Below are 26,156 nucleotides of genomic sequence, written 5' to 3' on the forward strand. Positions count from 1 at the left end.
CGGGCGGGCGGCCGACGCGCGCCGGTTATGCGCGAGACTGGCCAGGTGTCCGCAACTCTCGTCGCCTCCGGCCTCACCGTCACCCGCGGTGGGGCGACCGTTCTCGACGGCATCTCGCTCACCGTCGCACCCGGCGACCGGCTCGGGGTGGTGGGGCCGAACGGCGTCGGTAAGTCGACGTTGCTACGGGCCCTCGCCGGCCTGGTCCCCCTCGACGAGGGGCGGGTCGATCTCGCGCCGCCGACCGCGGGCGTCGGCCTGCTGCCCCAGGAACCCGACCGGCTGCCCGGCGAGACCCTGCGGGCGTTCCTCGCCCGCCGCACCGGGGTCGGCGCCGCGCAGCGGGAACTCGACGACGCCGGGGAGGCGCTGTCGGCGGGCGTCCCCGGCGCTGACGACCGGTACAGCGTCGCGTTGGAGCGCTGGCTCGCCCTCGGCGCCGCCGACCTCGACGTTCGCGCCGAGGAGGTCTGCGCCGAGTTGGGCCTGCCCGCCGATGCCCTCGACAGCCCCACGACCGCCTTGTCCGGTGGGCAGGCCGCCCGCGGCTCGCTCGCGAGCGTTCTGCTGTCCCGGTTCGACATCACCCTGCTCGACGAGCCCACCAACGATCTTGACTTCGACGGGCTGGACCGGCTCGAACGCTTCGTCCGTGGCGTGTCCGGCGCGCTCGTCGTCGTCAGCCACGATCGCGAGTTCCTCGACCGCACCATCGACACCGTCGCCGAGATCGACCCGCACAAGCACGGCCTCACCCTGTTCGCCGGGGGGTGGGCGGCCTACCTGCAGGCCCGCGAGGTCGCCCGGCGGCAGGCCCGCGACCGCTACGAGGACTACGCCGACCAGCGTGACGGTCTCACCGCGCAGGCGCAGCGCCAGCGGGAGCAGTCCGTACGCGGCTCGGTGCGAGCCAAGCGGCGGATGTCCGACAACGACCGGGCCGCCCGGGGCGCGCGCATCGAGGCGGCGACGAAGAGCGCCGCGCGGGTCCGGTCGATCGAGTCCCGCCTCGACCGGTTGGAGGAGGTCGAGGAGCCACGCAAAGAGTGGCAGCTACGCATGTCGATCGCGGCCGCCCCCCGCTCCGGCGACGTCGTCGCGACCCTCACCGGTGCGGTCGTGCGCCGACCCGCCTTCACGTTCGGCCCGGTCGACCTCACCGTCGCCTGGGCCGACCGGATCGTCATCACCGGACCGAACGGCGGCGGCAAGACAACCCTGCTCTCAGCCCTGCTCGGCCGGCTTCCGCTCGACGCGGGGAGCCAGTCCCTCGGCGCCGGTGTGCGGCTCGGCGAGATCGACCAGGTCCGGGGCCTGTTCCGGGGCGAGACCACCGCCCTCGCCGTCGCCGAGCGGGCGACGACATGGCCCGCGGCGGAGGTCCGCACCCTGTTCGCCAAGTTCGGCCTCGGCCCGGACCAGGTGACCCGCCCCGCCGCCTCGCTGTCGCCGGGGGAGCGGACCCGGGCCGGTCTCGCGCTGCTGCAGGCCGTCGGGGTGAACTGCCTGGTTCTCGACGAGCCCACCAACCACCTCGACCTGCCCGCCATCGAACAGCTCGAACAGGCGCTCGCCGGCTACACCGGCACGCTGCTGCTCGTCACCCACGACCGCCGCATGCTCGACACCGTCGCGGTCAACCGCCGCCTGCAAGTCGACGGCGGTCTCGTCACCGAGAAGGCGCTTTGACATCCTCCTCCGCGTGAACGCGGAGGATTCCAACATCTACCCGTCCACCAGGAGAGGGGGTGTGCAGTGTTGAGGTTCGCGGTTCGCAGGCCGCCTACCGGCGTCGCCTCCCCGCGCAGTCACCCACGTGGTTTCCCACTGATGTCCCAGGGCGATGTTGCGTGCCGCGTTCACGTCCGCGTTCGCCTGCTGCCCGCAGGCCCGGCACCGGAAGACGGCTTGGCTCTCGCGCGCCTCCCCATCCCGGGTCCCGCAGGTGTTACAGGTCTGCGACGTCCGCGCAGGGTTGATCTTCTCGACCCGGCCGGGGGCCTTCTGCTCCAACCGGGCGACGAGCAGCCCCCAGCCGTGGGCGAGAATGCTTCGGTTCAGGCCGGCTTTCTGCCGCACGTTGCGCCCCGGCTCGGCGACGGTACCTTTCGCCGAGCGGGTCATGGCCCCGACCGGCAATGCCTCGACCCGGATCAGGTCGTACCGGCGGGCAAGACTGGTGCTGGTTTTCTCGACCCAGTCCTTACGCCGGGCGGCTTCTCTGGCTTTCACTCGGGCGATCTGCCCGACCAGTCGGGCCCGCCGGTGCGATCCCCGCTTCGCTCGGGCAAGGCGACGCTGCAACCGGACCAGTCGGGTCGCCTCACCGGGGCGCAGCCCGGGGCAGCGCAGCAACTCCCCGGTGCTCAACGCCGCCGACACTGCCACACCCCGGTCCACCCCGACGATCCCACCGGTACCCGGGGCGGGAATCGGGTCGGGCACGGTGGCGAACGCGACATGCCAGCGACCCGCACGATCTCGCGTCACCCGATAGGACCTGGCGTCCGGGACGGTGCGGCTGCGGCGGAACCGGACCCAGCCCACCTTGGGTATCCGCACCTGGGACCAGCGGCGGGTGACCTGCCGCACATCACCCGACCTGACCGCGACGATCCGGAAACCCTCACCCCGCCCGCGTCGGCGCCACGTCGGTCGCCGATGCGACCCCCCGAAGAAGTTCGCCCTCGCGGTGGCGAAGTCCCGCAACGCCTGCTGCTGCACGATCACACTCCCAGCAGCAAGCCAGTCGCACGCGCCGCGCGCCGCGGTCAACTGCCGGTTCCACTCGGCGTAGCCGGGGGCGGGACCACGCCACGGGTTCCACCACGACTGCTGCTCCACACACAGATTCCACACGAACCGCGCATGCCCGCAATGCACAAGAAGAGCCTCTTCCTGTGCCACGTCAGGATACAGCCGGAACCTCGACATAAACCGATCCTAACCCACCACCAGGGCCGCGAAGAAGACGGGCCCAAGATTCCCGGACTACCCGCGATCCCACATCACCGAAACCATCAAAGAAGACGACTATTCACCGAACAGGGAAATCATCCACCTGTTACAGGATGCGTTCGCACGGCAGTTCACCTGATGGTGCATCGCCTATCCCTACCCCGCTCCGCGGGTGCGGGTGCGGGGAGCCGGATTCCTCCCCGGCCTGAAGGCCGGAGCATCCTCCGGAATTCTCGGTGACGCGGGGCTCCGGCCTCGCGTCGCCGGGACGGAGAGTCCGGTTGGTGTCGCAGCGGTGACGGTCTGGCCCGGCGCGGGCGGAAGATGCCAGAGTGGCGTCATGACGCAGACCGTCCCGCCAGGCTGGTACACCGATCCGAGCGGGCAGCACGGTTCCCGATGGTGGGACGGAAACCAGTGGACCGAGCACACCCAGCCGGCGCCGCTTGCCCAGCGCGGCGGGGCTGCCCAGTACGGCGAGGGCGGGCAGTACGGCCAGGGCCAGGTCGCGGCCGTGCCGGGGCAGACGTGGGGCACGCCGCTGGGGGTGCAGCCGGGTGCGGTGCACACCAACCACAGCGCCGAGCAGGTGCAGCGGCAGGTCCAGGAGCGGGCCGGGGTGCAGCCGACGGGTCCGGGTGGCGGGACGCTGTTCAGCGAGCCCGTGCTCGTGGTCAACCAAAAAGCCAAGATCATCGAGGTGACGAACGAGTACGCCGTCTTCGATCAGGGCGGCCACCAGATCGGCTCGGTCGTCGAGGTCGGCCAGAGCGCGCTGAAGAAGGCCGCGCGGGTGCTCACCTCGTGGGACCAGTTCCTCTCCCACCGCCTGGAGGTCCGCGACGCCGCCGGCACCGTCCAGTTGCTCCTGCACCGCCCGGCGAAGGTGTTCAAGTCCAAGGTGATCGTCTCGCTGCCGGACGGGTCCGAACTCGGCGTCATCGCACAGCAGAACGTCTTCGGCCGGATCCGGTTCGACCTGCAGGCGGGCGGCACGACGATCGGCGCGATCAAGGCCGAGAACTGGCGGGCGTGGAACTTCTCGATCGTCGACCACACCGACGTCGAGGTCGCCCGGGTCACCAAGACCTGGGAGGGCCTCATGCGGACGATGTTCACCACGGCCGACAACTACGTCGTCCAGCTCCACCGGCCGCTGCCGCAGCCACTGCACAGCATGGTCGTCGCCGCCGCCCTCACCATCGACACGGCGCTCAAGCAGGACTCCCGCGGCCTCGGCTGAGCCGTCCGGGCGACCGCTCACCTCCCTCACATCCGGTCTCATCCGCTTCACATCCGGCGGACCTACCGTCGCCCCGTGAGGTCGTCGATGCGGCGGGACACCGCCGGCGCAACCAGGCGGGGTCGTCCGGGGAACTGGTCCGGGACGTACCGCGAGAGACCGGTCGGGACGGCGCGTGGCCGGCGGTGGCGTCGGCGGTTCCCGGGTCCGACACGGACCGCGGTGGCCGGACTCGCCGTCGGCGCCGTGCTGCTTGCGGCCCTCGCCGCGTGCGGGGGCGGCGCGTCGGCCGGCGCGGGGGAGGCCGCAGGCCGCTCGGGGCCGACCGTACCCGACGCCACGCCGAGGTCGACCTCGCCAGGGACGGCCGGGGGCGCCGGCGGGCCGGCACTGCGCCCCGGCACCACGGGCCACACGCTGACCACCCCCGACGGCCGGCAGCGTACCTACCTCGTCCACGTGCCGCCCTCGGTCGCCACCGCGGCCGGCACGCCGCGCTCTCCCGGCACCACGACTCTGGCCGCTACGGCGTCGGCGACCGCCACAGCAACGGGGACCGCCACAGCAACGGGGACCGCGGTCGGACACGGGCTGCCGGTCGTGCTCGTCCTGCACGGTGGCGGCGGATCGGCCCGCCAGGCCGAGCAGCAGACCGGGATGAGCGCCGTCGCCGACCGGGCGGGCTTTCTCGCCGTCTACCCTGACGGCACCGGCCGGCGCCAGACGGCGTTGCTGACCTGGAACGCGGGCACCTGCTGCGGGTACGCCCACGGCAACGGCGTCGACGACGTCGGCTTCATCGCCGCCCTTCTCGACCGGCTGCCGCGGGACTACCCGGTGGATCCGGCGCGGATCTACGTCACGGGCATGTCCAACGGCGCCATGATGTCCTACCGGCTGGGCTGCGAACTCGCCGGGCGCATCGCGGCGATCGCCCCCGTCTCCGGTGCCCTGAACACGACCTCCTGCACGCCGAGCCGGCCCGTGCCGGTCATCGCCTTTCACGGCACCGCCGACGACAAGGTCCGCTACGACGGTGGCGAGTCGTCCATCGGGCTGCGCGAGGGCGATGAGCGCGCCGACCGGTCCGTGGCCGAGGCGATGGCCTACTGGACCCGCCGCGACGGCTGCCCGGCGACCCCGGTCCGCTCCCGGCAGGGCGCCGTCGTCCACGACGTCTACGGCCCGTGCGCGCCCGGCGGCGCGGTCGAGCTGTACAGCATCACCGGCGCCGGGCACGCCTGGCCGGGGGGCAGCAGACCACGCGAGCAGGCCGATCCGCCGCCGCCCGCACCGAACGCCTCCGTCGTTATGTGGGAGTTCTTCACCCACCACACCCTCGCCGGCTGAGGGGAGCCACCGGGCGCGCCCGATCCGGGTGGGCACGGGTGGGTCGAAGCGGCACGTTCCGCACGCGGAACGATCGCCCCGGTGGGACACTGGCATCGTGAATGCGCTCGGGAGGGGCCCGCAGGGCCCGCCGTCGATGACCTCCGACGTCCAGCGGGTCCTCGTCGTCGGCAGCGGCGGCGCCGGCAAGAGCACCCTCGCCCGCGAGCTCGCGCGGCAGGCGGGCCTGCCGGTGGTGCATCTCGACCGGCACTTCTGGCGGCCCGGCTGGGTTGCGACGCCGGTGGAGGAGTGGCGCGCGATCGTCGCCAGCCTCGTCGCGAAGCCCGCGTGGGTGATGGACGGCAACTACAGCGGCACACTGGACCTGCGCATCCCCGCCGCCGAGCTCATCGTCTTCCTCGACCTGCCACGGCGGATCACGATGACCCGGGTGCTGCGCCGTTGGGCCCGGTGGCGTGGCCGCAACCGTCCCGACGCCGCCCCCGGATGCCCGGAGAAGCTGGACCTGGCATTCCTGCGCTGGCTGTGGAACTACCCGCGGGACAGCCGGGTCCGCCTGCTGCGGGCCCTCGACGCGCACGGTGCCGCCGCTCGGGTGGTGCGGCTGTGCACCGCCCGGGAGGTGCGGCTGTGGCTCGGGGCCGTGGCTGCCCCGAGCCTGCCGATGGTGCGGTCGCTGTCCGCGGGCCCGCTCGGCACCTGATCCGTCGTTCGGCGGCGGCTGTCCGGAAGCAGGTGGCCGGAAGCAGGTGGCCGGCAGCAGGTGGCCGTCGCCGGCCAAGGGCGTGGTCAGCGCTGTGGTGGCGCGCCAGCGGCGTCCACCAACCGCAGGATCATCGCGTGGGAACCCCGGCCGGCCGGCCGGGGACGGTTCGGGTCGGGCAGCCGGCGCAGCGCGGCCATGGCCGGCTCGACGATCGTCGCCCACTGCCGATCCGAGAGGTCCCACAGGGTCGACCACACCCGGCTCTCGATCTGCGCGCAGGCCTCGGCCGGGGTGAGCGTCTCGCGCTCCTCCCGGGCGAAGGAGAACTCCTCGACCAGCCGCAGCCCGCAGCGCTCCGCGGCCGGCAGCAGGAGCTCCGGCCGGTCCCGGCGGGGTCGCTCGGCTCGCAGCGCCTCGTTGAGGTCCCGTAGCACGGCGGTGACGTCGCTGCGTCCCGCGTGCTGCCCCGCGCCGACGACCGCGAGCCGGCCACCGGGCCGCAGCACCCGGGCGACCTCGGCGAGGACCCGATCGGGATCCCCGACGAGATGCAGAACGTGCACGGCGAGGCAGGCATCCACGGTCGCGGTGCGCAACGGCAGGGCCGCCGCGTCGGCGCGGACGATCCGCCCGGGCAGGCGCCCGCGGGCCTGGGCGAGCATGCGGGCCGACAGGTCGACGCCGAGCACCGACCGGCCCCGCTCGGCGAAGGCGTGCGAGATCAGCCCCGTGCCCACGCCGATCTCCAGCAACCGCTGCCCGGGCAGGCGCGGGGCGACCGCCTCGGCGACGAGCCGGCCCCGCTCGTCACCGCCCCGGGTTGCGTCGTACCGGTCGGCGATGCGGTCGAAGCTCACGGAATCCGCCACCCGTCGAGGCTAAGCCCCCTCGGCGCCCCCTCGACGGGTGGCGGTGACGCCCGCAGGTCACGCCGGGGCGCAATGGCGTAGCGTGCTCGGTCGGGCCGTCGCCGACGCCGGCCGCGTGTCGCGGTGCACGGCGGCGCTCGGGGTCGCGACGGCGGATCCGACCGGACATCGTGAGGGCGAAAGGCCGACATGAGCGCAGTGATCATCGATGGTAAGGCCGTTGCCGCCCGGGTGCGGGCGGACGTGGCCCGGGACGTCGCCGAGTTCCGTGCGGCCACGGGCCGCCAGCCGGGTCTCGCGACGGTCCTGGTGGGCGACGACCCGGCGTCCGCCGTCTACATCGGCGGCAAGCGTCGGTCCTGCGTCGAGGCGGGCATGGCCGACCTGCACCAGCACCTGCCCGCCGACACCCCCCAGGACGAGATCGCCGCGCTGCTGGACTCCCTCGCCGCGGACCCGGCCGTCTCCGGGATCCTGCTGCAGCTTCCCGTCCCCGAGGGACTCGACGGAGCGGCCCTGGTCGGCCGGATTCCGCCGGAGAAGGACGTCGACGGCCTGACGACGGCCAGCGTCGGCCTGCTCGCCCGCGGCCTGCCCGGCCTGCGGCCCTGCACCCCGTCGGGGATCATCGAGCTGCTCGACGCCTACGACGTGGAGCTCAGCGGTGCCCCCACCGTCGTCGTCGGCCGTTCCGAGCTGGTCGGCCGCCCGGTCGCCCAGCTTCTGGTCGGACGCAACGCGACCGTCACGATCTGCCACTCCCGCACCCGGGACCTGGCCGCCGTCTGCCGCGGCGCGGACGTGCTGGTCGTCGCCGCCGGCAAGCAGGCGATCATCGGCCCGGATGCGGTGAAGCCCGGAGCGACCGTCATCGACGTCGGCATGCACCGCACCGAGCAGGGCCTGCGCGGCGACGTCGACTTCGACGCCGTGCGCGAGGTCGCCGGCCGGCTCACCCCGGTCCCCGGCGGTGTCGGGCCGATGACCATCGCCATGCTGCTGCGCAACACCCTGCTCGCCGCGCGGGCCGCGGCCGAGGTGGGCAGTCTCGTCTGAGCCGCCCCGGGTCCGCTGGGCAGATTCTGTCGGAGAGGTGCGTCAGAATCGCCCTCGGCACGGCACCTCCTGGGCTGATCGCGCGGGCTTGTCGCCCGGCGAAGATCGGATAATGCGGAGATCCGGCTTTGCGGTGAAGCCCAGGCGGAGCGTCCTCCGCTGGCAGCAAGACCGGCCCCCGATCTTCTGCGAGATCCCGCGCGACCGATCCAGTATCGGCGTCGGAAGCGCAGCCGCCGCCGACGTCGGGCTCCACCGGCTGATGGGAACGGAGCCCGACGAAGGACTGCCCCGGCACCCCAAGCGCCAGAGGTTCGGGTGGTCTACACGGACAACGGCCCGATCGTGCCCGCGCCGGCACGCTACGGCGTCTCCCGCGTCTCCCGCGTCTCGACCTGTATCCGATGTGCCGCCCTCTCCTGGGCGACCAGTATTCGGAGTGTCTCGATATCGGCAACATCCTTCGGCCGCCATGGCCGGCCATGGCGCAGGCGCGGAAACTGCTCCTTCATGGCGAGCATGCCAGCGGCACTCATGACTAACATCGCCGTGCCATCGAGCGTCACACGCTCTTCACCGAAGGACCCCGGTGGGAATAGCCAGTCAGACCATCGGCCCATGGGCTGACTGAATGACCCGTCTGGCCACCTGTCGAAGTACGCGGTGCTGAACGGAACATCGCCCCAGGTGAACTCGCAGGATTCCGCTGGCGGCTGGGTCGCCAGAGCCATGGCCCCAGCGTCCGCGAGCGCCACCTTCGATCGCTCGGCGTGGCGGCGCTCGACCCAGAACTCGACGTCACCGTGCTCGCGAGTGATCCGCCCGATCCTCGCGTCCAGTCCCCAACCTCCGAACAGCCAGGCCGGGATGCTGACTGCCGGCAGCACCGACAGGACCTTGCGAATGACGCGCAGTTGTCCTTCGGCCCTCTGATCCATGGCCTGATCCTTCCAGAGCTCGTCGAGGGGAAGGTCGGCCGGCGTCCACCGGTGGTAACCGTGTACCCGCGAAGCCCCTCGACGCCACATAATTCGGTGGCCTGTCTGGAGGCGGATCGATAACCTCCGTCGAGTGATGTACGAGGACCCGCGTGCGTACCTGCTCGGGCTTGAGGGCGTTGCGTTGTTGCGAGCGTTCACCGGAGCGTCGGACCGTGATTTCGTGGAAGCCCGGATCGCGGAGATTCGCAGAGTGCTCGCTGACGAGGCGTTGGCACACGCAGCAGTGGAAGTCGACCGGGTGGACACGGTTACGGGCTATCGGCTGTGGTCAGCGACGTATGACGGGCCCAACGGGGCGTTCGACGTCGACGAACCCGTGGTCAAGGAGATCGTGGACTCGCTGCCCGTGGGTGTTGCTCTGGATGCCGCGTGCGGGACCGGTCGCTACGCCGAGTTTCTGGCCGGGCGTGGCCATCGGGTTATCGGCGTGGACCGCTCGCCCGACATGCTCGCCCGCGCGCGTCCTCGGGTGCCGCAGGGCGAGTTCCTGCTCGGTGATCTGCACCAGCTCCCCGTGGCCGACGCCGAGGTTGACTTGGTCGTGTGCGCCCTGGCGCTGACCCACATCGGGGCGCTCAAGCCGGTCATGGCGGAGTTCGCCCGGGTCCTGCGTCCGGGCGGTCATCTGGTGATCTCCGACATGCACCCCGAGACCGTGGCGCTGGGCTCGATTCCCTCCGTCCGCGATGCTGATGGCCGACCTGGACATCTGAGTGCCTACCGGCACCTGATCGGGGATTATCTGCGGGCCGCGCTGGCGGTGGGACTGCGCGTGCGTCGCTGCGAGGAACCTTCCGCGCCGACCAACGAACCGCCGGGGCCGGCCGACCGAAAAGACACGTTCGGAGCGGTAGGACCGTGGGAGCTGTGGCCGTGGTGTCTGGACGACATGGTGCCCGAAGCAGCACGAGCCGCCAGGGCCGGTGTGCCGGCGCTGGTCATCTGGCATTTCCAGTTGGCTGAATCGTGACACCACCATCAATGCCGGGGCTTTGATCACGACGATGATCGTGGTGTCGTAAGTCCCGTCAGCGGTCGCCATCCCTCGCCATGTGCGACCAAGGGGTGGTGCTCCTTGCGGTCGCCCATCGACCGGGCGCGGTCGTGCTCCCGTTCGCACTGGACAAAACGGGTTGCCATCGTCACCGGGCGCCCCTACCGTCCGGTGCGTGAATCTTCGCCGCGAACTGGCCTGTGATCGGGAATCGGTGCGGGACGTCGTCACGCAGGCGTTCGGTGGAGAGCACGGAGCGGTCGTGGCAGACCTTGTGGACGACCTTCGCGCCACCATCACGCCTGTTGCTGGCCTCTCGCTTGTCGCCGAGCACGATGGCGAGGTCATCGGCCACGCGATGTTCACTCGCAGCCTGCTCGACGCGCCTCGGCGGCTGGTCGAGGTCCAGGTCCTCAGCCCGTTGGCGGTCGTACGCAAATACCAGAAGCACGGGGTCGGCTCGGCTCTCGTGCACCGCGGCCTCGACATCCTCGCCGAGTCCTCGGTGCCACTCGTCTTCCTCGAAGGCGACCCCGACTACTACCGCCGCTTTGGCTTCGTGCCCGGCGGGGACCTGAGCTTCCGCAAGCCGTCGCTGCGTATTCCGGACGCGGCCTTCCAGGTCGTCACGCTTCCCGGCTATCAGCCGTGGATGACGGGGACGCTGGTTTACTCGGAACTGTTCTGGCGGCACGACGCGGTCGGTCTCCGTGAGCCCGGGACAGCGACGATCCAGTAGTCCCTCTTTGCGGACATCTGCAACCTGGGGTCGTACCGATCGTGCTCACGCATGCTCACGCCCTGCTCACCAACACCCCCGAGGGGCGTGCCGCCTACCCGCCGAGGGTTGGAAAGCCCTCGACCCGCTCCGGCCGGTCCGGCGCAAAGGCGCCGGACCGGCCGACCGACGCCCCCTTCTATCGAACTATCCCGCCCGGTTGGTAACCCTGGCTCCGCCACTGCGGGTCCTGGCGACCAGTACCCGGGTTCTGGCGCCGCCAGTCCTGGCGCCACCCGCCCCTGGGGGTCTGGATTTGGCGGCCCCGGTTCTGGCGATCCTGGTCTTGGCGGCCCTGGTTCTGGCGCCATCTGGCCTGACGATCCGAGCCCTGGCGAGACCCGCTCTGCCGAGACCCGCTCTGCCGAGACCCGCTCTGGCGAGGCCAGCTCTGCCGAGACCTCTCCGCACCCTCCCTGTTCTGGTTGCTCCGCTCCCAACCGTCCGTGGCGTGCCACTGGTTTGCGGGCCGCGGCGGAACACGGTCGTCGGCCCAGGCGCCTGAAGCCAACGGTCCCACCGTCACGCAGACCGCCGCCATGGCGGAAAGGCTGGCGACCGCTGCTTTCCCTTTCAGGGATCTTCCCATGATTCTCCCGTCATCGAGACTATCGATCGGCTACCTGCAGCGGGAAGGTTAGCCGTGCGTAGCTCCCACCGGACGGATTGCGGCCGGCGTGTTCGCGTCAACGCCGGCCGGAAAGATTGGGTGGCGAGTTCTCTGTGATTACCATGTGACTTCTCTAAGGCTCTCCTGTGATTCTTGGTAAACCCTTAATGAGGCGGTAGAAGCGTACCGGGAGCATGCGGAAATCGGCGCAGGAATGGACCGATCCGGACCCACTGGCAGAACACCGCATTCTCGGGCCCGGTCCGGTTCTACGTGCGACGTCGGCGCGCATCCCAGCAGGCCGGGCCCTCCATCCCCACCATCACTGGCTGCAGCGCTGGATCCGGTCACCGATCGCGAAGATCGGTGCGTGGCATCGGCGATCCAGGGGCGGGGCGGCACGGGGCCGGGCGGGTCAGTTCCACAGGGCGGCGTGGCTTGAGCCGTCGGGCAGGAGCACGGCGCCCACGACCTGGCCGCGGTTGTTGAGCGCCACCGGTTCGGCGGAGCCGCCGAGCTGCACGGTCCGGCCGTGGTGCCGGCGGAAGGACGCGGTGCTGGTCGCCACGACGATGTCGCCCCGGTCGTTGAGGGCGATCGGCCGGGCGAAGGAGCCACCGAAGGTTCCCAGATCGGTCCGGTGGCTCGGATCCCAGAGCAGGACGTGCCCTGCGTCGGTCACCGGATCGAACGTCGAGCCGACGATCTGACCGGCGTTGTTGATGGCCACTGCCTCGCTGAGGGCCGCGTCCTCGGGGCCCAGGTCGATGGCGCGGTCCCGCTGCCACAGCATGGCGTGCGTGTTCCCCGCCGGGTTCGTGGCCCAGCCGACGACGTCCCCGCGGTCGTTGATGTCGACAGCACGGCCGTTCGGGCCGGGCAGCGGCACCCAGCGGCCGTGCATCCAGCGGGCGAAGTAGTCGTCGTGGTGGTCGTTGCGCTGTACCTCACCCAGGACCCACCCGTTGTCGCTGACCGCGATGGCCTCGCTGGTGTGGCCCGTGGGAGCGCCGAGATCGACGGTCCGGCCGTCGCGCCAGCTCATCGCGTGCGTTCCACCGGCGACCGGACCCGTCCCGACCACCTGGCCGTGCTCGTTCTGGTCGACCGGGGTGAACCCGGGGTCGATCACGGTTCCGTCGGGACGGATCACGAAGCCGGGCGAGGAGAAGCGACCCGGAAGCTCACCGGCGATCTGCCCGGCATCGTTGATCAGGAAGGGTGCTCGCGCGGTGTCGGGCAGCGCGGTGAAGGTCCCCCGCGACCAGCGGAATCCATGGCTGTCGAACGAAGAGCTGTAGCCGGAGCCGACGACGTCCCCGTGGTTGTTGATCGAGGTGGCGCTGTTGTGGGTGATGCCCGGCAGGGCGCCGAGATCGACCGGCTGCACGGGCCCGGCGGGTGACGCCGCCGCCACCCCGGTCGACAGGACGGTACCGGTCACGGTCACCGCCGCCATCACCGTCGTTGCCGCCGCCACCCTGATCGCCCGCACCGCACCCATCGACGCCTCCCCAGAGGTGGCCGACCGCCGTCATGCCGTCGGACACTCTGAGAAGTCAGGCAATCACTCTTCGAGTCCCAGGTAGGGGAGCGACGCGCCGACACGCGCGGTGTCGGCGGTGCCGGAACCGTCGATCTCGTCCATCGGACGGGATGGGGACCGTCGGAGCTGGCGGGGCGGGCCTGCCGCGCCGTGGGTCAGCCGCCGATGACCTTGCGATAGACGCGCGGGCCGTCGTAGTCGTTGACCGCGAAGTGCCAGGTGGCCAGGTTGTCCCAGATGACGAAGTCTCCGGGCTTCCAGCCGAAGCTGACGGTGTAGTTGGGCGAGGATGCGTGTGCCAGCAGGAACGGCAGCAGGGCCTCGCCCTCGGCCGCGCCGACGCCGGTCAGCCGCAGCGCCGACGAGCTGAGGAAGAGCCCCTTGCGACCGGTATGGCGGTGGGNGCGCACGACCGGGTGCTCGACGGTCTCGGTCACCGGCGGCCGGTTGTAGGTCCCGTCGCCCGGGTCGGCGTTGTACACGGCGCTGACCGACTCCAGCAGGTGCTTGAACGGCTCGGACAGGCCGTCATAGGCCGCCTGCAGATCGGCCCACAGCGTGCGCCCGCCGATCTCCGGCACCACCTGGTAGGTCAGCGACTCGAGGTGGAACGGCGGGGTCCGCCACGTGCCGCCGATGTGCCACGTCGAGGCGCCCCCGGCCTTCTCCAGGTTGAAGGTGTACACCAGCCGGTTGTCCTCGTGGCGGTACAGCCACTTGGGGTGGTCGAAGGGCTCGTCGAAGATCCGTACTGCCTGCACGTGCGCGTCGGGCGAGAGGTCCTGGTCGCGGAACACGAGGACCTTGTGCTGCCAGAACGCCTCGCGCAGGGCCTCGGCGGTGGCGTCGTCGACGCCACCGGCCAGATCGACGCCGACGACCTCGGCGCCGAGGACGGGGCTGGCCGGGCGGATGTCGTAGGTGGCGGTGCGGATAGCGGTCACCGTGACTCCCTTGCAATCAAATGTGACGCTGCCGCCTCGCGGGCCTTTCTGGAGCGCGTTTTCGAATGGGGCGCGGCGGGCGGCCGGTGCGCCGATCGGGCAGGAAATGCCACCCGCCGTACCTCCTGCGTACGAGCCGTCATGGCACAGTCGGACATTAGCTCTGACGCCCGAAAACCGCAATCCATGCCGGCCCTACAGACATTTCTCCGCCATGAATGCGTAACACTTTCGCGGTAGAGGTCACCGCCAGCCGCCAGCCGCCAGCCGCCGGGTGATCGCGAGTTCGCGGATGGTGGCGCCCCGGGACGCCGAGCGTCAGGTCAGGCGGGAGTTGTCGGCCTGGTCGTAGGGCCGGATCTCGGACAGGCGGCGGTCGCGCAGTTTGGTCGTCCAGGCGGGTTCGGAGAGCAGGGCGCGGCCGAGGCCGACGAGGTCGAACTCGCCGCGGTTGAACAGGTCCAGCAGCGGGGCGAGGCTGAGCGTCGCCGCCGCACCCTCGTCGTCGCCGCGGAAGGCCGTCGGCACGCCGATCGAGCCGATCGCGATGGTGGGCAGGCCGGTGAGGTTCCTGGCCCAGCCGGCCAGGGTGCGCGGGGAGCCGTCGAAGGCCGGCCGCCAGTAACGGCGGGTGGAGGCGTGCAGCGCGGTGACGCCGGCGTCCACGAGCGGGGTGAGCAGCGCCTCGAGCTCGTCGGGGGTCTCGGCGATCCGGGCGTCGTAGTCGCCGCCCTTCCACTGGGAGAACCGGTAGATCACCGGGAGGTCCGGTCCCACCTCGCCACGGACCGCGGCGACGACCTCGGCCCCGAGCCGGGCCCGGTTGGCCAGGCTTCCGCCGTAGCCGTCGGCGCGCCGGTTGGTCTCCAGCCAGAAGAACTGGTCGAGCAGGTAGCCGTGCGCCCCGTGCAGCTCGACGCCGTCGAACCCGGCTCGGCGCGCGTCGGCCGCGGCGCGCGCGAAGGAGGCGATCACCTCGTCGATCTCCTTGGTGCTGGCCTCGTCGCCGACCACCGTTCCGTCGCCCCGCCGGCCCGACGGGGAGAACACCGCCGCCTCCGGGTGCGGCGGAGCACCCGCCGCCCGGCCGGCACCGAGATGCCACAGCTGCGGCACGATCCGCCCGCCCACCGCGTGCACGGCGTCGACGACCCGGCGCCAGCCGGCGAGCGGCTGTTCGCCGTAGAACCGGGGAACCCGGTCGCTGGTCCCGGCGGAGGGATGATCCACGTAGGTGCCCTCGGTCACGATCAGGCCGACGTGCGCCGCCCGCCGCGCGTAGTAGCCGGCCACGTCCTCGCCCGGCACGCCGTCAGGGGAGAACTGGCGGGTCATCGGCGCCATCACGAAGCGGTTGGCGAGCTCGACGCCGGACAGGGAGAACGGCGTGAACAGCGGCGCCGCGTCCGTGCCGTCCAGCAGGCGCTCGCTGCTCAACGGGGACGCAGCCACCGCGACACCCGAAGACCCCGCAACGCCAGACGATGCCGCACCATTCGACGACGCCGTATCGCTTGAAGACACAGTCATATGGCGTTCAATCCCGGCGCCTTCGCGGATGTTCCGCCTCGGCCTGTGTTGTTCGCGCTGTCGAACAGGCGCCTCGGCGCGAGCCCGGTAGCCGAAGCCTCGGGCCGGACCCCGTCGCCCCGCAGCCGCATCGCGGTGCCACGTCACTGCGCAGCGGCGGTGCCCAGCCGCAGGTATCGGCAACCCGGAGGCGTCGGCAACCCGGAGGCGTCGATCAATCGAGGACTTCGGACGACGATGTCGAGAACCGGTGGCTGGTTCCGTCCCGGCGGAGATTTCGGCCCATGTGTGGTACATGAACGACTTCGCGGGCTGGCTCGAGGGGACCGGCGAGTTCGTCGACAGCCAGGCGCTCGCGCCCTCCGGGACGTTCGTCCGGTACGGCGGCGAGGGTCGCCCGCCGGTCACTGACGGCTCGTTCGCGGAGACCAAGGACCTCATCGCCGGCTGGATGGTGATCGACGTCGACCCGCAGTGACTCTGCGGTGAGCGGGCCCTCGGCGGTAAACGGACCTCGGCGGTAAACGGACTTCGGCGGTAAACGGACTTCGGCGGTGAAGGGACTTCGGCGGGTGGACGAGGTCCGGCTTAACCACGCCGGTAACCAGCTATCGCGGACGGACGGAGTGCGGTGATGGCAGCACGAATACTGGGCAGGATTCAATGCCCATGAAAAGTAGGGTCAGTGGAGATGGTCTCGTCCAAATGGTACAGGGATGGGTCGACAGACATTCCTGCATCAGTGGCGTGTGACACGGCGCCCTACTCCGACGAGGACGGATCCACGGACATGCCCGCCGGGTCCGGGACGTGGGACGACCCTCCCCAGTCCAGCGGACCGGGGTCGACTGACATCTGCGGATCCGGCGCGTGCGAGGCGCCAGCCTGGGCTGATGCATCCTCGGCCGGGTGGAGCAGCTCGGCGTGCGGCTCAGACCCAATGCTGTGCAGTGCCTCCTGGGTTGCATGGTCGGCCATGGTGTGCAGATCGCCCGTCGACCTCATTCCGGCCAGCTCCGACGATCTGTTGTAGAGCATCTCTGCCGCTCGCCCCTCCGGCGTGGATCGAAGAACGGTGTTGAAACCGGCAGGATCATGAGCGATCGCGATGGCTATTCCGGCGGCTCCCACCAAGGGAAGATCGAGTACCGCGGCGGCACCGACGCCTATCAGGATATGCAGAGGATCCGACGCCACCCCCGGCATTGCAATGCCTGCGACGCCCATCAGGTCCCTCGCCACGGTGAGACAGTTGTGGGTGAGACCGTTATAATAACCGGGGTCGGACTGGACATGTTGCGTTGCGGCGAGAACATGCGCCGCCTGGTCCGGGGTGATGTGGTAGGTGTACGCCGCATCCTGACGTGGCTGGTGTGTGGTGTCGCCAGTTCGCAGTTCTCCTGGACCGGCGAGGCCGCCGTTCCTAGGGTAGTAGCCGAAGTCGACGCGCTCGCCATTGGGCGCGGCGACCGTGATCCAGGCGTGACCCATATGGAAAGGGTCCATGACCGGGTAGGAGCGGTTGGCGCTCGCGAATGATGTATCGATGCGTAGGGTGATGCTCCAGTCGTAGCCGGCCATGTTCGGTACCCTTCTGTTCGGCTCAGAATTTCTGCGTCCACCACGCCCGCAGCCGCTGCCACCAGCCGGGCCGGGATGCTGGGGCCGGCTGGCCCAAGGCCGGTGCCGAGGGGAGGCCCAGAACAAGAGTGGGCGGTAGTGGTGCCTGCTGGGAGAGGAGCGGCCGGTGCTGCGTTGCCGCCGCGGCCGGCGCGGGGCGGAGGGTGGGTGTGGACCGCCTCCGGAGCGCAGACCGTCGCGTCGCCCGCGCTTGTTCCAATGTGCACCACGGGCATATCTGATTATGGGAGGGATAGCGGTGGCTTGGATTGAGTCTGCACCTGACGGTGGTGATCGCCCGCAGTGCCTGCCGCCACTCGCTGGCCGGTGGACGTGACGTGGGGTATGCGGCACCGTAGGTGAAGGCCTGGGCGAAGAGTTCCTGGATCGGGTCGGGGAGGATCGATGGCGGTGGTGCCAGTCGGTGCGTTCTGAGCAGCGATCGTGGGCCGCCCGCCCAGTGGCCGTCTGCGGCCAGAACGGACGCACCCGGCTGCTCTCCGGGGCCGGTCCACACTCCCCTCGAGAACGGGTGATTGCCGTTCATGAGTAGCAGGTGAAGATGCACGGCCAGGGCGAACAGGTCCGACGATCGGTCTCGGGGAGTCTTTTTCAGGTCGACGTTGCGCAGTTCCGGGGCGGTGAACTCGGGCCGGCCGACATCGCAGAGATACCTGCGCCCGGACGCCGCGGTGAACTGCATCGAGTCGCAGTCGACCAGCGTCACCCGGCTGGTGTCGGAGACGAGGATGTTGCGCTCCTGAAAGTCGCCGATGACCGCACCTACTCTGTGTGCCGCCTCGACGGCGATACAGAGGTTGGCTGCTGTGTTCAGCAAAAAANCCCAGNCCGCCCGCCTCGGCCATTGCGGCTGGTTCGGCAGTGGCCCGCGCCGGTCCGTCGGATTACTGACGCTGTGGATCTCGACTGTTGTTCTTGTATCGACCTTGAGCATGACATAGCCGCGCACCACGCCACCCTCCAGCACAAGATGCTGTGGCCAGGTCAGTACGATCGACCCGTCCCGGCTGACCGTGCCCGCGGGCTTCACCCGCGTCATCGCCGTGACCTTCTCCCGCTTGGCCACGAGCCCCTTCAGATCCGGATGGAAAATCTTCGCGACCCACTCCGGACGACCAACGACGTCCCAAACGGTTCCCTCGCCTGCCCTGGCCAGTCGCTCCCCGAGCTGGATGGGGGTGCCGTTCTGCAGCGTCATGTGCGCCATGGGGTGACCAGTTTGCGGAGAATCAGATGCATCCGCCACGCGCCGTTCGGAACCGTCTTCGCCTTTCTCCCGGTCCCTGTCCCGGCCACGACCGAGTCGCTGCGCTCGGGTTTGCCGGTCGTCGGGGCCCGGACCGTCAGGGCAGTGGTGTCGGGTTCCGTCGGCGTGTCGACGGCCGGACCATCTGCGGGCCGGGCCGGCCGCCACGCGGTGGGGTCCGACGGCGGCCAGCTTGATGCGACGGTCGTCGTCGAGCCGGCGGGCGGCGGGGAGGCGAGTGCGGCACGCCCCGTCGTCGCGAGCACCAGCGTCTTGTCGTCGCCGGTCTGATCCTCGACGATGTCGCGCATCATCGTGGCGAGCTGGTCGTTTCCCCGACCCTCTCGGACATTCCGCCATGATGTTTGGAAGAAGGGAACGTAGGCGGTGCCGTTGCTCGCATGGGTGATCTTGTAACTCATGCCGTCTGTGCTGAGCGCGAACGCAGCCACGTCGCCGACCACGGCCGAGCGATAGGCGGTGCGGAAGGCGCCCGGGGATTGAACAAACCAGGTGGTGTTCGCGTACTCCTCCTTCTCCTCGGCCAGGATCGTACGGACCTCTCCACCAGCTTCCACCGCGATGATCCCGTCGCCGATCTGGGCGAACACCGCCAGGTCAGGCCGGGCGATGGCTACTGCGAGTGTCGTCGAAAGCCGGGACCTGGGGAGCTCCATCGAGCGTGCCTGCGCCGTGATACGCCCGAGAGCAGATGCGAACAGGCCGCGGATCAGGTCGCGAGCCTCCTCGGTCGAGGCTGCGTCGAAGGCTCTTGTGAACTCGGGTGTAAGAGCGTCCTGTACGACCGATGTGCAGGCGACGAACGATCCCCATGCAGACGTCCCGGTGACGCTTCCCGCGCCGTCCGCGACGGCCGCGACGACGAACGTGCCGTTGGTCCCGTAGGCGTAAGCATCGTCGCAGCCCAGGTCCTCCTCCAGATGGCTGTGCCCGACGACCGACGCACCACGGACGATCCAGTAGTCCGCCTGCTGCTCTGGGGGCATCTGCGCCTGAGTGGTCAAGCGGCCGTCCAGCCCGAGAGCGGTGGGAGTGGGACCTGGTCCACGCCGCTGGCCTCGGCGTCGTTGCCGTTGAACGGAGTGGAGTTCGATACATTGCTAAGGGACGCGGAGAGCCAGGTGAAGAACTCCGAGAACTTCAGCCCGGCCAGCGGAGCTGGAGTCCGGACGACGGAGAGCCTGCCGAGAGTCTCGAAGTTGACGGACGGTCCCACTCCGATGGCGAACACGGTCACCCCGTTCTTGCCCTCCATCTCGTTGAGTCGCCGCACGGCGGCGTCGAACCCGTCGCGGTTCGGTGCGCCGTCGGTCATGACGATCAGCCATGGTCGAAAATACGCAATGCCGGCTTCTCNGTAGGACTTCTTGCGCTTTTCGATGATGTCCAGTGCAAGATTGATCCCGGCCGCCATGTTGGTCGATCCGTCGCAGACGAATTCCGCGGGCTGCAGGGTTCGCCCTTCCTGCATCGGGACCAGGACCGTGGCGTCCGATCCAAACGTCACGAGTGCGACTTCCGTGCGCTTGCTGGCCAGCTTGTCGTTGTTGAGATAGTGAACGAACTCCGCGAACCCTTTTTCCAGCTCGGCAATGGGTGCGCCGGCCATCGACGTGGAGACATCGGTGAGCACCACGCAGGCCACCCGCGGGTCCGGGTTGTCCTCGTTGAGGTCGACAGCCCAGCTCTTTTCTGACATGATGGACTCCTGGATTCCAGCGCCTGTCAAGGCGAAGCGAAGCCGGAAGAATTTGACAGGAAAAAGGCGCCAAAGATCGCGACTATCGCAATGAATATCATGAGGGCAATGATGTTCAGAATGATTGGCAGTGCATTGTACTGGTGGGCGCGAACCATCGTTCCAGCCGTCAGGTTCTTCACCTCCGTTACCCGGACCACGCCGTTTCGTCGCTGCGATCCCGTCAGCTCGACGGTGTCCCCGTTGTTGATCGAGCCGCCGCTGTAGTATTTCGCCCGCATCTCTACCGCGATACGGCGCTGGCCGGGCCGCTCGATGCGAAAACTCCAGACGATAGTCGAACGCTTCCGGATGACTGGACCCTCGACTCGGGGCGCGAACCCGGAAACGGTTCCACCGTACTGAGTCATGAATCTGATCCTCGATCTGCTTCTCAGTGGTGGTGGAGGTCGGGCACCGGATCGACGTGCCAGGGCGCACCGTGCTCCTGCGGCCCGCTCGGGTCGTGCTCATGTCCAATGCTGGAGGCTTGCGGGTCCTGTGTATGGTGGACATCCGTTGACATGCTCGGATCAACTGGAGGGCTGTCGTGATGTTCCGCCGCCAGGNCGTGGAGAAACCCGCCGGCTGCCGACACGGCCAGCGACTGGCTGAAATGGGCATTGTCGATCGAGTGCTGGAGGTCGCCGTTCGGGACGGTCGGATGGCTATCTCTGGACAATGGTGGTCCTCTCGATGACCGTGGTGCGGAGAGCCGCCCGGTTGTAGCTTGAAAAGGTCGCGCGGATTCAGTGATTATTGAAAATGACGTCGGTGGAAGTGGTGGCGTCCGAATGGTGCAGGGACGGGTCTGCGGAAACTCCTGGATCTGCCGCATGTGACATGCCGCCCCACTCTGCCGCGGACGGATCCACCGACATACCCGGATCCGGGGCATGGCAGGACCCTCCCCAGCCCAGCGAACCCGGGTCGACCGACATGTGCGGTTCGAGGTGTGATGCCGGGTCCACCGACATCTGCGGGTCCCCATGGTCCATGGAACTTCCGCCCCAGCCCAGGGTGTCCGGATCTACCGACACTCCGGGGCTCATGGACATTCCGGCGGGCAACCCCGGAGGCGGATCGATAGATTGTGACGAGGGTGCCAAGACCTGATCGACTACGTCACCGAGATGCTCACCGATATACTCACCGAGTTCTCTACCGACCTGCCCCAGGCCTCCCTGCGCACCCTCCTGCAGTCCTATTCTCATGCCGACGCCCTGGCCGATCGCATCTCCCACGTAACCACCGATCTCTCGACCGGTATCGCGTGCCGAGGTGCCTGGTCCGTTCTCCGGAGTGGCTGGTCCTTGGTACTGCGCCGATTCAGCCTTGGGCCCGACATTCTGCGCCATACGATCTCCTTATCCTGAATCTGGTGCTGGAGTTGCGCTGAAACGTTGCCACCTCGCCGGCAGGTTGGGAACTCGCGCCGCCGAGATGGGCGGTCGGTGTCTTTCGACGGTTTTGGGTGGCGAATGGTGGTCTGCCTTTCGCCGGGTCACCTCCGCCTTTCCTCCTCGTTTCCCTCGGGTTGTCTCCGGCGCTGGTGCGAGGCTGGGTTGCTCTGCCCGTAGCAGCTCGGCTGCTTCGGGGAACCGCAGCCAGCCGCTGAACGGAGTGCGCGAGCCCTTCTGGACGTTGCTGGATCCGCCCACCGCCTCGGTGCCGAGGACGATCTCGACTTTCAGTTGCTGGATCCCTCGGTCAGGCGACATGACCTTGACGATGATCCCGGTGGCCGGCCTATGCAATGTGGTGACCACCGAAGGGTCTTCGCAACGGCGGCCGGGCAGGGCCGTAGGCTGTGGCCCTACGGGATCATGCGGCCGGGGGCTCGCCGCCTTCGGCTTCGCCGTTCTGCCCGCTGCGCGTCCAGCGTTCGCGGCAGGCCGGTACGGGGGAGGCGCGGGCGACGTGAATGGTCTGATCGAACGTGACGGCGAGTTGAAGCGCGTCGAGGACGCCCTCACCACGGCAGTGGCAGGCCGAGGGGCGACGCTGCTCGTGGAGGGCGTGGCCGGAATTGGTAAGACCGTGTTGCTGGCGGCGGCCCGTGACCACGCTGCCAGTCGTGGTGTACGCGTGCTGTCCGCGACGGGTGCCGAGCTGGAGCGGGAGTATGCGTTCGGCATCGTCCGGCAGCTTCTGGGACCAGTCTTGCTGCGGGCAGACCGCCGGCAGCGCGCGGAGCTGTTCGAGGGCGCGGCAGCGCTGGCCGAGCCGGTCCTCGTGGAACATGCGGCCGGCACCGGAGACACGCTGGGCAGCAGTCTGCACGGCCTGTTCTGGGCATGCGCCAACCTGGCCGACCATGGCCCACTCCTGCTGACCGTCGACGACGTGCACTGGGCGGACGATGCCTCCCTGCGCTTTATCGCCTACCTGGCCCGGCGTTCGGCCGATCTGCCCGTTCTGCTGCTGCTCGCAGGCCGCCCCATCAATAGCGCCGATTCCGGCCTGATTGCGGGCACTTTGGCCGGTCTGCGGCTGGAAACTCTCAAACTGAATGTGCTGAGCGCCGATGCTGTGGGCGAACTCGTCCGTGAGCGGTTGTCGTCCGATGCCGACGATGAGTTCTGTCTGGCGTGCGCCCGCGCCAGCGGAGGAAACCCGTTCCTCCTCGCCGAGGCACTCATCGCGCTGCGGGCCGATGACGTCCACCCGGTGGCAGCCGAAGTGGGCCGGCTCGACACCTTGCACGCCGACAATGTCTCGCGTGCCCTGCTGGTCCGGCTGGCCCGGCTCGGTCCGGACGCGGCCCGATTGGCGCGCGCGGTCGCCGTGCTCGGCCCGGACGCGATGGCCTGGCACGCCGCGAGCCTCGCCGACCTCGAGGAGACCCGCGCGGCGAGCGCGATCGACGCGCTCATCCACGAGGGCATCCTCGTTCCCGGCCAGCCGCTGACAATCGGCCACCCCCTTATCCGGACCGCTATCTACTCGGACACGGACAGTGCCCAACGGGGCCTTGTTCACAAGCGTGCCGCGCGGCTGCTTCAGGCCAGCGATGCCCCGGCCGAACGACTCGGCTCGCACCTGCTCAACTGCGAGCCCGCGAACGATCAGTGGGTCGTCGCCGGGCTGCGCGCGGCAGCGTCGGAGGCCCTGGCCCGCGGCGCGCCCGAATCGGCCGCCGCGCTGCTGGAACGAGCGCTCGGCGAACCTCCTGCGGCCGAGGCTCGTAGCGGGCTGTTGCTGGAGGCGGGGCTGGCCTTGGGGATGGCAAACCGGCCCGACCGCGCGGCGACCGTGCTGCGTGAGGCACTCGACCTCACCACAGACCCCTCCGCTCAGGCCGAGATCGCGTTCAGCCTCGGGGCTCTGATGACGATGCTCGGCCGGAGTGACGAAGCGGTGACGATCCTGGAACCGGTCCGCTCGAGTGCAGCCCGCGACGATCCCGACCTGTCGCGTCGTCTGCTCGCCGGGATCGCACTCGCCGACCTGATCGCGGGTCAGCCGGTCGAGTCGTGGCTGGGCCGGCTCGATCAGCTCACCTCCCGTGGCACCACCGGAGAGACCGAGGAGCGGGTGGCCCGGGCAACAGCCGCCTTCGCCGCGGCCGCCATCGCGGACCGCAGCGCGGCGGATGTGGCGGAGCTGGCAAGGCAGGCCGCTGCCGGGCCGCTACCGGCCGGCCGGCAGCACGCGCGCGACCGGTTTCTCATCGTGAACCTCGCCGGCCCGGCGCTGGCCATCGCCGACCATCTCGATCCCGCGTTGGCGCTGCTCTCCGCCGGTATCGAGGCCGCGCAGCGGGACGGCAACGCGGCGGAGTTCGCCTACCTGTCGGTGCTGCGCTCCCACACCGCGCTGTACGCGGGCCGGCTGCTCGACGCCGAGACCGACGCGCGGATCGCCCTGGACACCTACGCCGACCATAACGAGGAACCTCCGCTCGCCGTCGCGGTCCTGATCGACGCGCTCGTCGACAAGGGCGAGATCGAGGACGCGCAAGCTCTGCTGTCCTCCCGGCAGCTTGACGGACCGGTTCCGATGAACATGCTCGCGGCACATTTCTTCCACGTCGCCCGCGGACGGCTGCGCCTGCGCCAGCGCCGCCCCCAGGACGCTCTGATCGATCTACGTACCTGTGGTGACGCGCTGGAGGCCGCCGGATACACCAACCCCGCCTTCGCGCCGTGGCGGGCCGACGCCGCCCGCGCGCACCTCGCACTCGGCCACCACGACCACGCTCGCGGGCTCGCGGACGAAGAACTCGAACGCAGCCGGCACTTCGGCGCCGCCCGCGCCATCGGCATCGCGCTGCGGATCGCCGCCCTCGTCACCGACGATCGCCACCTCAGACTGGAGCAGCTCCGCGAATCCGTGGCAGCGCTGGAAACCTCGCAGGCCCAGATGGAGCGCGCCCGCTCCCAGATCGCATACGGTGCCGCGCTGCAGCGCACCGGTGCGCGGAGAGAAGCTGAAGAGCAGCTTCGCCGCGGACTGGATCTCGCCGCCCATTGCTCCGCGCAGCCGCTGGTCGCGCAAGCGCGCCAGGAGCTGCTCGCCCTGGGAATCCGCACCCGCAGGGTCCAGCGCACCGGGCCGGCGGCACTGACCGCCGGCGAGCGCCGAGTCGCACTCCTCGCCGTCGACGGACACACCAACCGTCAGATCGCGCAGGCCCTGTTCGTCACCACACGCGCCGTGGAGCTCCACCTCACCAACACCTACCGCAAGCTCCGCATCAACTCCCGCCATGCCCTCGCTGATGCCCTCGCAGCCGAAGGATCTGTAACAGCGGCGCCGCGGTGGGAAGCCTGAACGCCACTCCGACGACGTCCTGGGCTGCTCAGACGCGGGGAGGGCACGGCAACCGCTGCCCGCGCCATGACGTAGGCGCGGCCGGCCTGACGTACCGTCAGCGCGTCGAACCTCGCCCTCGCTCCGGAACCTGGCCGGCCGGCGGTCGGCCAGGTCGTCGCGATGGTCCAGGGACGTGGCGGCTACCTGACGCGGACGTACACGGCGCCGGATTTGCCTGGGCCGCGCTGTTGTAGCTCGAACAGGTCGGTCGCGACCATCAGGTCTTTGAGCCGGGAGTAGCGGTAGGTCTTCAGGACGATGGTGGGACGTCTGCGGATGGCTTCCCCGATCGCCGAGAGATGGGTCCAGCCATCCGGGCCGGTGTTCGTCGCGACGGCCTCGCGGAGCCGGCTGATCAGTGCGGTGTCCGAGCGCAGCTCGGCGGTCGTTGCGCGCGCAGAAGTCGCCACCGTGGCAGTCTTCGCCTGCTTTTTTGTCTTCGCCGGTGGCGGGGCGGCGGGGGTGGTCTGCGGGGCGTCGGCAGCCGCGTCCGGCGCAGCCGCGTCCGTCGGCGGCTGCCCGGCCCACGCGGCCGCGGCGGGTGCGGCCGGGGTTGACAGCGCAGGCCCCGCGACAAAGGTCTCCACGAAGACGAAGCTGTCGTAGGCGGCGATGAGGCCCGGGTTCGTCTTCTTCCGCTCGCCGAATCCGTAGACGGCCAGGCCGGCCTCGCGGATCCGTTCGGCCAGGCGGGTGAAGTCGCTGTCGGAGGAGACCAGGCAGAACCCGTCGAAGGCCCCGGAGTGCACCAGGTCCATCGCGTCGATCACCAGTGCCATGTCCGAGGCGTTCTTTCCCTTGACGGCGGCGAATACCTGCACTGGTCGGATGGAGTGCTCCAGCAGGGTCTTCTTCCAGGTCTTCAGCGAGCCCGTCCAGTCGCCGTAGGCGCGCTTCACCTGCGCCTTCCCGTGACGGGCGATCTCGGTGAGCAGCGGCTCGACCGCCCAGAGCGGCGCGTTCTCCGCGTCGATGAGCACCGCGATCCTGGCGGAGGCGTTGCCGACCACCACGCTGATTCCTCACTGGCTGTTGCACTGAGTGAACCCCAGTGGCTGACTGCAAGTCTCCCGGTATGCCCCGGTTTCTTTCCATGTAACAGCG

General features: G+C 69.7%; 19 protein-coding genes and 3 pseudogenes. 9 read left to right on the plus strand and 13 right to left on the minus strand.

All coding sequences use genetic code 11. The features are described 5' to 3' along the window. Window positions 1–45: 45 nt before the first annotated feature. Window positions 46–1,689 carry an ABC-F family ATP-binding cassette domain-containing protein gene (locus FF36_RS17405; RefSeq protein ID WP_044886181.1) on the plus strand — a complete coding sequence of 548 codons (1,644 nt, stop codon included), beginning with the start codon at window positions 46–48 and terminating at the stop codon, window positions 1,687–1,689. A gap of 36 nt (window positions 1,690–1,725) precedes the next feature. Here FF36_RS17405 and FF36_RS17410 read toward each other — a convergent pair whose 3' ends face one another. Continuing rightward, the gene (locus tag FF36_RS17410) at window positions 1,726–2,934 is read right to left on the minus strand and encodes an RNA-guided endonuclease InsQ/TnpB family protein (RefSeq protein WP_044886143.1); all 1,209 of its coding nucleotides are present in this window, start codon (window positions 2,932–2,934) and stop codon (window positions 1,726–1,728) included. Window positions 2,935–3,298: 364 nt separating this feature from the next. Between FF36_RS17410 and FF36_RS17415 the strand changes: the two genes are divergently transcribed. The 3 genes from FF36_RS17415 (at window position 3,299) to FF36_RS17425 (ending at window position 6,257) form a co-directional block, all read left to right on the plus strand. Then, window positions 3,299–4,201: an LURP-one-related family protein gene (locus tag FF36_RS17415; RefSeq protein ID WP_044886144.1), complete on the plus strand. Its 903-nt coding sequence runs from the start codon at window positions 3,299–3,301 to the stop codon at window positions 4,199–4,201. A 222-nt stretch (window positions 4,202–4,423) separates the two neighbouring features. Then, a complete protein-coding gene (locus FF36_RS17420; protein WP_236705844.1) occupies window positions 4,424–5,551 on the plus strand; it encodes an extracellular catalytic domain type 1 short-chain-length polyhydroxyalkanoate depolymerase in 1,128 nt (375 codons plus the stop codon). A 136-nt stretch (window positions 5,552–5,687) separates the two neighbouring features. Beyond that, on the plus strand, window positions 5,688–6,257 hold the full coding sequence (locus FF36_RS17425) for a P-loop NTPase family protein (protein ID WP_044886145.1): 570 nt from the start codon (window positions 5,688–5,690) through the stop codon (window positions 6,255–6,257). An 86-nt stretch (window positions 6,258–6,343) separates the two neighbouring features. Here FF36_RS17425 and FF36_RS17430 read toward each other — a convergent pair whose 3' ends face one another. Then, window positions 6,344–7,117 (minus strand): class I SAM-dependent methyltransferase, encoded by a 774-nt coding sequence (locus FF36_RS17430; protein ID WP_313954357.1) that lies wholly within the window; start codon window positions 7,115–7,117, stop codon window positions 6,344–6,346. A gap of 201 nt (window positions 7,118–7,318) precedes the next feature. On the opposite strand from FF36_RS17430, the gene folD reads away from it, so the two are divergent. Then, window positions 7,319–8,185: a bifunctional methylenetetrahydrofolate dehydrogenase/methenyltetrahydrofolate cyclohydrolase FolD gene (gene folD / locus FF36_RS17435; protein ID WP_044886147.1), complete on the plus strand. Its 867-nt coding sequence runs from the start codon at window positions 7,319–7,321 to the stop codon at window positions 8,183–8,185. A gap of 362 nt (window positions 8,186–8,547) precedes the next feature. Here folD and FF36_RS17440 read toward each other — a convergent pair whose 3' ends face one another. Then, entirely contained in the window at window positions 8,548–9,123 is a 576-nt protein-coding gene (locus FF36_RS17440; protein ID WP_055867844.1) for a nucleotidyltransferase domain-containing protein, read from the minus strand. A gap of 136 nt (window positions 9,124–9,259) precedes the next feature. On the opposite strand from FF36_RS17440, the gene FF36_RS17445 reads away from it, so the two are divergent. Both FF36_RS17445 and FF36_RS17450 read left to right on the plus strand, forming a co-directional pair. Beyond that, window positions 9,260–10,156, plus strand: a complete 897-nt coding sequence (locus FF36_RS17445; protein WP_236705845.1) for a class I SAM-dependent methyltransferase — start codon at window positions 9,260–9,262, stop codon at window positions 10,154–10,156. 238 nt (window positions 10,157–10,394) lie between these two features. Then, on the plus strand, window positions 10,395–10,919 hold the full coding sequence (locus tag FF36_RS17450; RefSeq protein ID WP_082121995.1) for a GNAT family N-acetyltransferase: 525 nt from the start codon (window positions 10,395–10,397) through the stop codon (window positions 10,917–10,919). Window positions 10,920–11,983: 1,064 nt separating this feature from the next. Here the strand turns inward: FF36_RS17450 and FF36_RS17455 are convergent. The 4 genes and pseudogenes from FF36_RS17455 to FF36_RS17465 all read right to left on the minus strand — a co-directional run bounded on the left by FF36_RS17455 (window position 11,984) and on the right by FF36_RS17465 (window position 15,588). Beyond that, a complete protein-coding gene (locus FF36_RS17455; protein ID WP_044886151.1) occupies window positions 11,984–13,072 on the minus strand; it encodes a hypothetical protein in 1,089 nt (362 codons plus the stop codon). A 197-nt stretch (window positions 13,073–13,269) separates the two neighbouring features. Then, window positions 13,270–13,517 (minus strand): TauD/TfdA dioxygenase family protein (locus FF36_RS38240; protein WP_242422582.1); only part of this gene is annotated, 248 nt, incomplete at its 5' end. 1 nt (window position 13,518) lies between these two features. Then, window positions 13,519–14,058 (minus strand): annotated as a pseudogene (locus FF36_RS17460) (TauD/TfdA dioxygenase family protein); the annotation flags it as partial. Window positions 14,059–14,376: 318 nt separating this feature from the next. Next, window positions 14,377–15,588: an NADH:flavin oxidoreductase gene (locus tag FF36_RS17465; protein WP_396230529.1), complete on the minus strand. Its 1,212-nt coding sequence runs from the start codon at window positions 15,586–15,588 to the stop codon at window positions 14,377–14,379. A gap of 262 nt (window positions 15,589–15,850) precedes the next feature. Between FF36_RS17465 and FF36_RS17470 the strand changes: the two are divergent. Continuing rightward, window positions 15,851–16,057: pseudogene (locus tag FF36_RS17470) on the plus strand (YciI family protein); the annotation flags it as partial. A gap of 293 nt (window positions 16,058–16,350) precedes the next feature. On the opposite strand, the gene FF36_RS17475 reads toward FF36_RS17470, so the two are convergent. The 5 genes and pseudogenes from FF36_RS17475 to FF36_RS38245 form a co-directional block, all read right to left on the minus strand. Then, a complete protein-coding gene (locus FF36_RS17475; RefSeq protein WP_044886153.1) occupies window positions 16,351–17,169 on the minus strand; it encodes a hypothetical protein in 819 nt (272 codons plus the stop codon). Window positions 17,170–18,423: 1,254 nt separating this feature from the next. Beyond that, window positions 18,424–19,500 carry a PP2C family serine/threonine-protein phosphatase gene (locus tag FF36_RS17480; protein ID WP_128423329.1) on the minus strand — a complete coding sequence of 359 codons (1,077 nt, stop codon included), beginning with the start codon at window positions 19,498–19,500 and terminating at the stop codon, window positions 18,424–18,426. Beyond that, a partial coding sequence (locus FF36_RS40910) for a vWA domain-containing protein (protein WP_422615098.1) occupies window positions 19,497–19,852 on the minus strand: 356 nt, incomplete at its 5' end. The genes FF36_RS17480 and FF36_RS40910, both read right to left, overlap by 4 nt. A gap of 1 nt (window position 19,853) precedes the next feature. Then, window positions 19,854–20,195 (minus strand): annotated as a pseudogene (locus FF36_RS40915) (vWA domain-containing protein); the annotation flags it as partial. Between the two features lie 26 nt (window positions 20,196–20,221). Next, complete coding sequence (locus tag FF36_RS38245) at window positions 20,222–20,605, minus strand: hypothetical protein (protein WP_044886154.1); 384 nt, start codon at window positions 20,603–20,605, stop codon at window positions 20,222–20,224. 964 nt (window positions 20,606–21,569) lie between these two features. Between FF36_RS38245 and FF36_RS17500 the strand changes: the two genes are divergently transcribed. Further along, entirely contained in the window at window positions 21,570–25,010 is a 3,441-nt protein-coding gene (locus FF36_RS17500; protein WP_128423330.1) for an ATP-binding protein, read from the plus strand. 182 nt (window positions 25,011–25,192) lie between these two features. Here the strand turns inward: FF36_RS17500 and FF36_RS17505 are convergent, their stop codons facing one another. Then, complete coding sequence (locus tag FF36_RS17505; protein WP_044886157.1) at window positions 25,193–26,065, minus strand: NYN domain-containing protein; 873 nt, start codon at window positions 26,063–26,065, stop codon at window positions 25,193–25,195. Window positions 26,066–26,156 lie beyond the last annotated feature (91 nt).

This window comes from Frankia torreyi (assembly GCF_000948395.1).
Lineage (GTDB): Bacteria > Actinomycetota > Actinomycetes > Frankiales > Frankiaceae > Frankia > Frankia torreyi.

Bases quoted from the DNA above. Each gene is read 5' to 3' on its own strand.
- FF36_RS17440 (WP_055867844.1), bottom strand. From the start codon at position 9,123: ATGGATCAGAGGGCCGAAGGACAACTGCGCGTCATTCGCAAGGTCCTG.
- FF36_RS17445 (WP_236705845.1), top strand. From the start codon at position 9,260: ATGTACGAGGACCCGCGTGCGTACCTGCTCGGGCTTGAGGGCGTTGCG.
- FF36_RS17465 (WP_396230529.1), bottom strand. From the start codon at position 15,588: ATGACTGTGTCTTCAAGCGATACGGCGTCGTCGAATGGTGCGGCATCG.
- FF36_RS17410 (WP_044886143.1), bottom strand. From the start codon at position 2,934: ATGTCGAGGTTCCGGCTGTATCCTGACGTGGCACAGGAAGAGGCTCTT.
- FF36_RS17475 (WP_044886153.1), bottom strand. From the start codon at position 17,169: ATGGCCGGCTACGACTGGAGCATCACCCTACGCATCGATACATCATTC.
- FF36_RS17425 (WP_044886145.1), top strand. From the start codon at position 5,688: ATGACCTCCGACGTCCAGCGGGTCCTCGTCGTCGGCAGCGGCGGCGCC.
- FF36_RS38245 (WP_044886154.1), bottom strand. From the start codon at position 20,605: ATGACTCAGTACGGTGGAACCGTTTCCGGGTTCGCGCCCCGAGTCGAG.
- FF36_RS17415 (WP_044886144.1), top strand. From the start codon at position 3,299: ATGACGCAGACCGTCCCGCCAGGCTGGTACACCGATCCGAGCGGGCAG.
- FF36_RS17455 (WP_044886151.1), bottom strand. From the start codon at position 13,072: ATGGGTGCGGTGCGGGCGATCAGGGTGGCGGCGGCAACGACGGTGATG.
- folD (WP_044886147.1), top strand. From the start codon at position 7,319: ATGAGCGCAGTGATCATCGATGGTAAGGCCGTTGCCGCCCGGGTGCGG.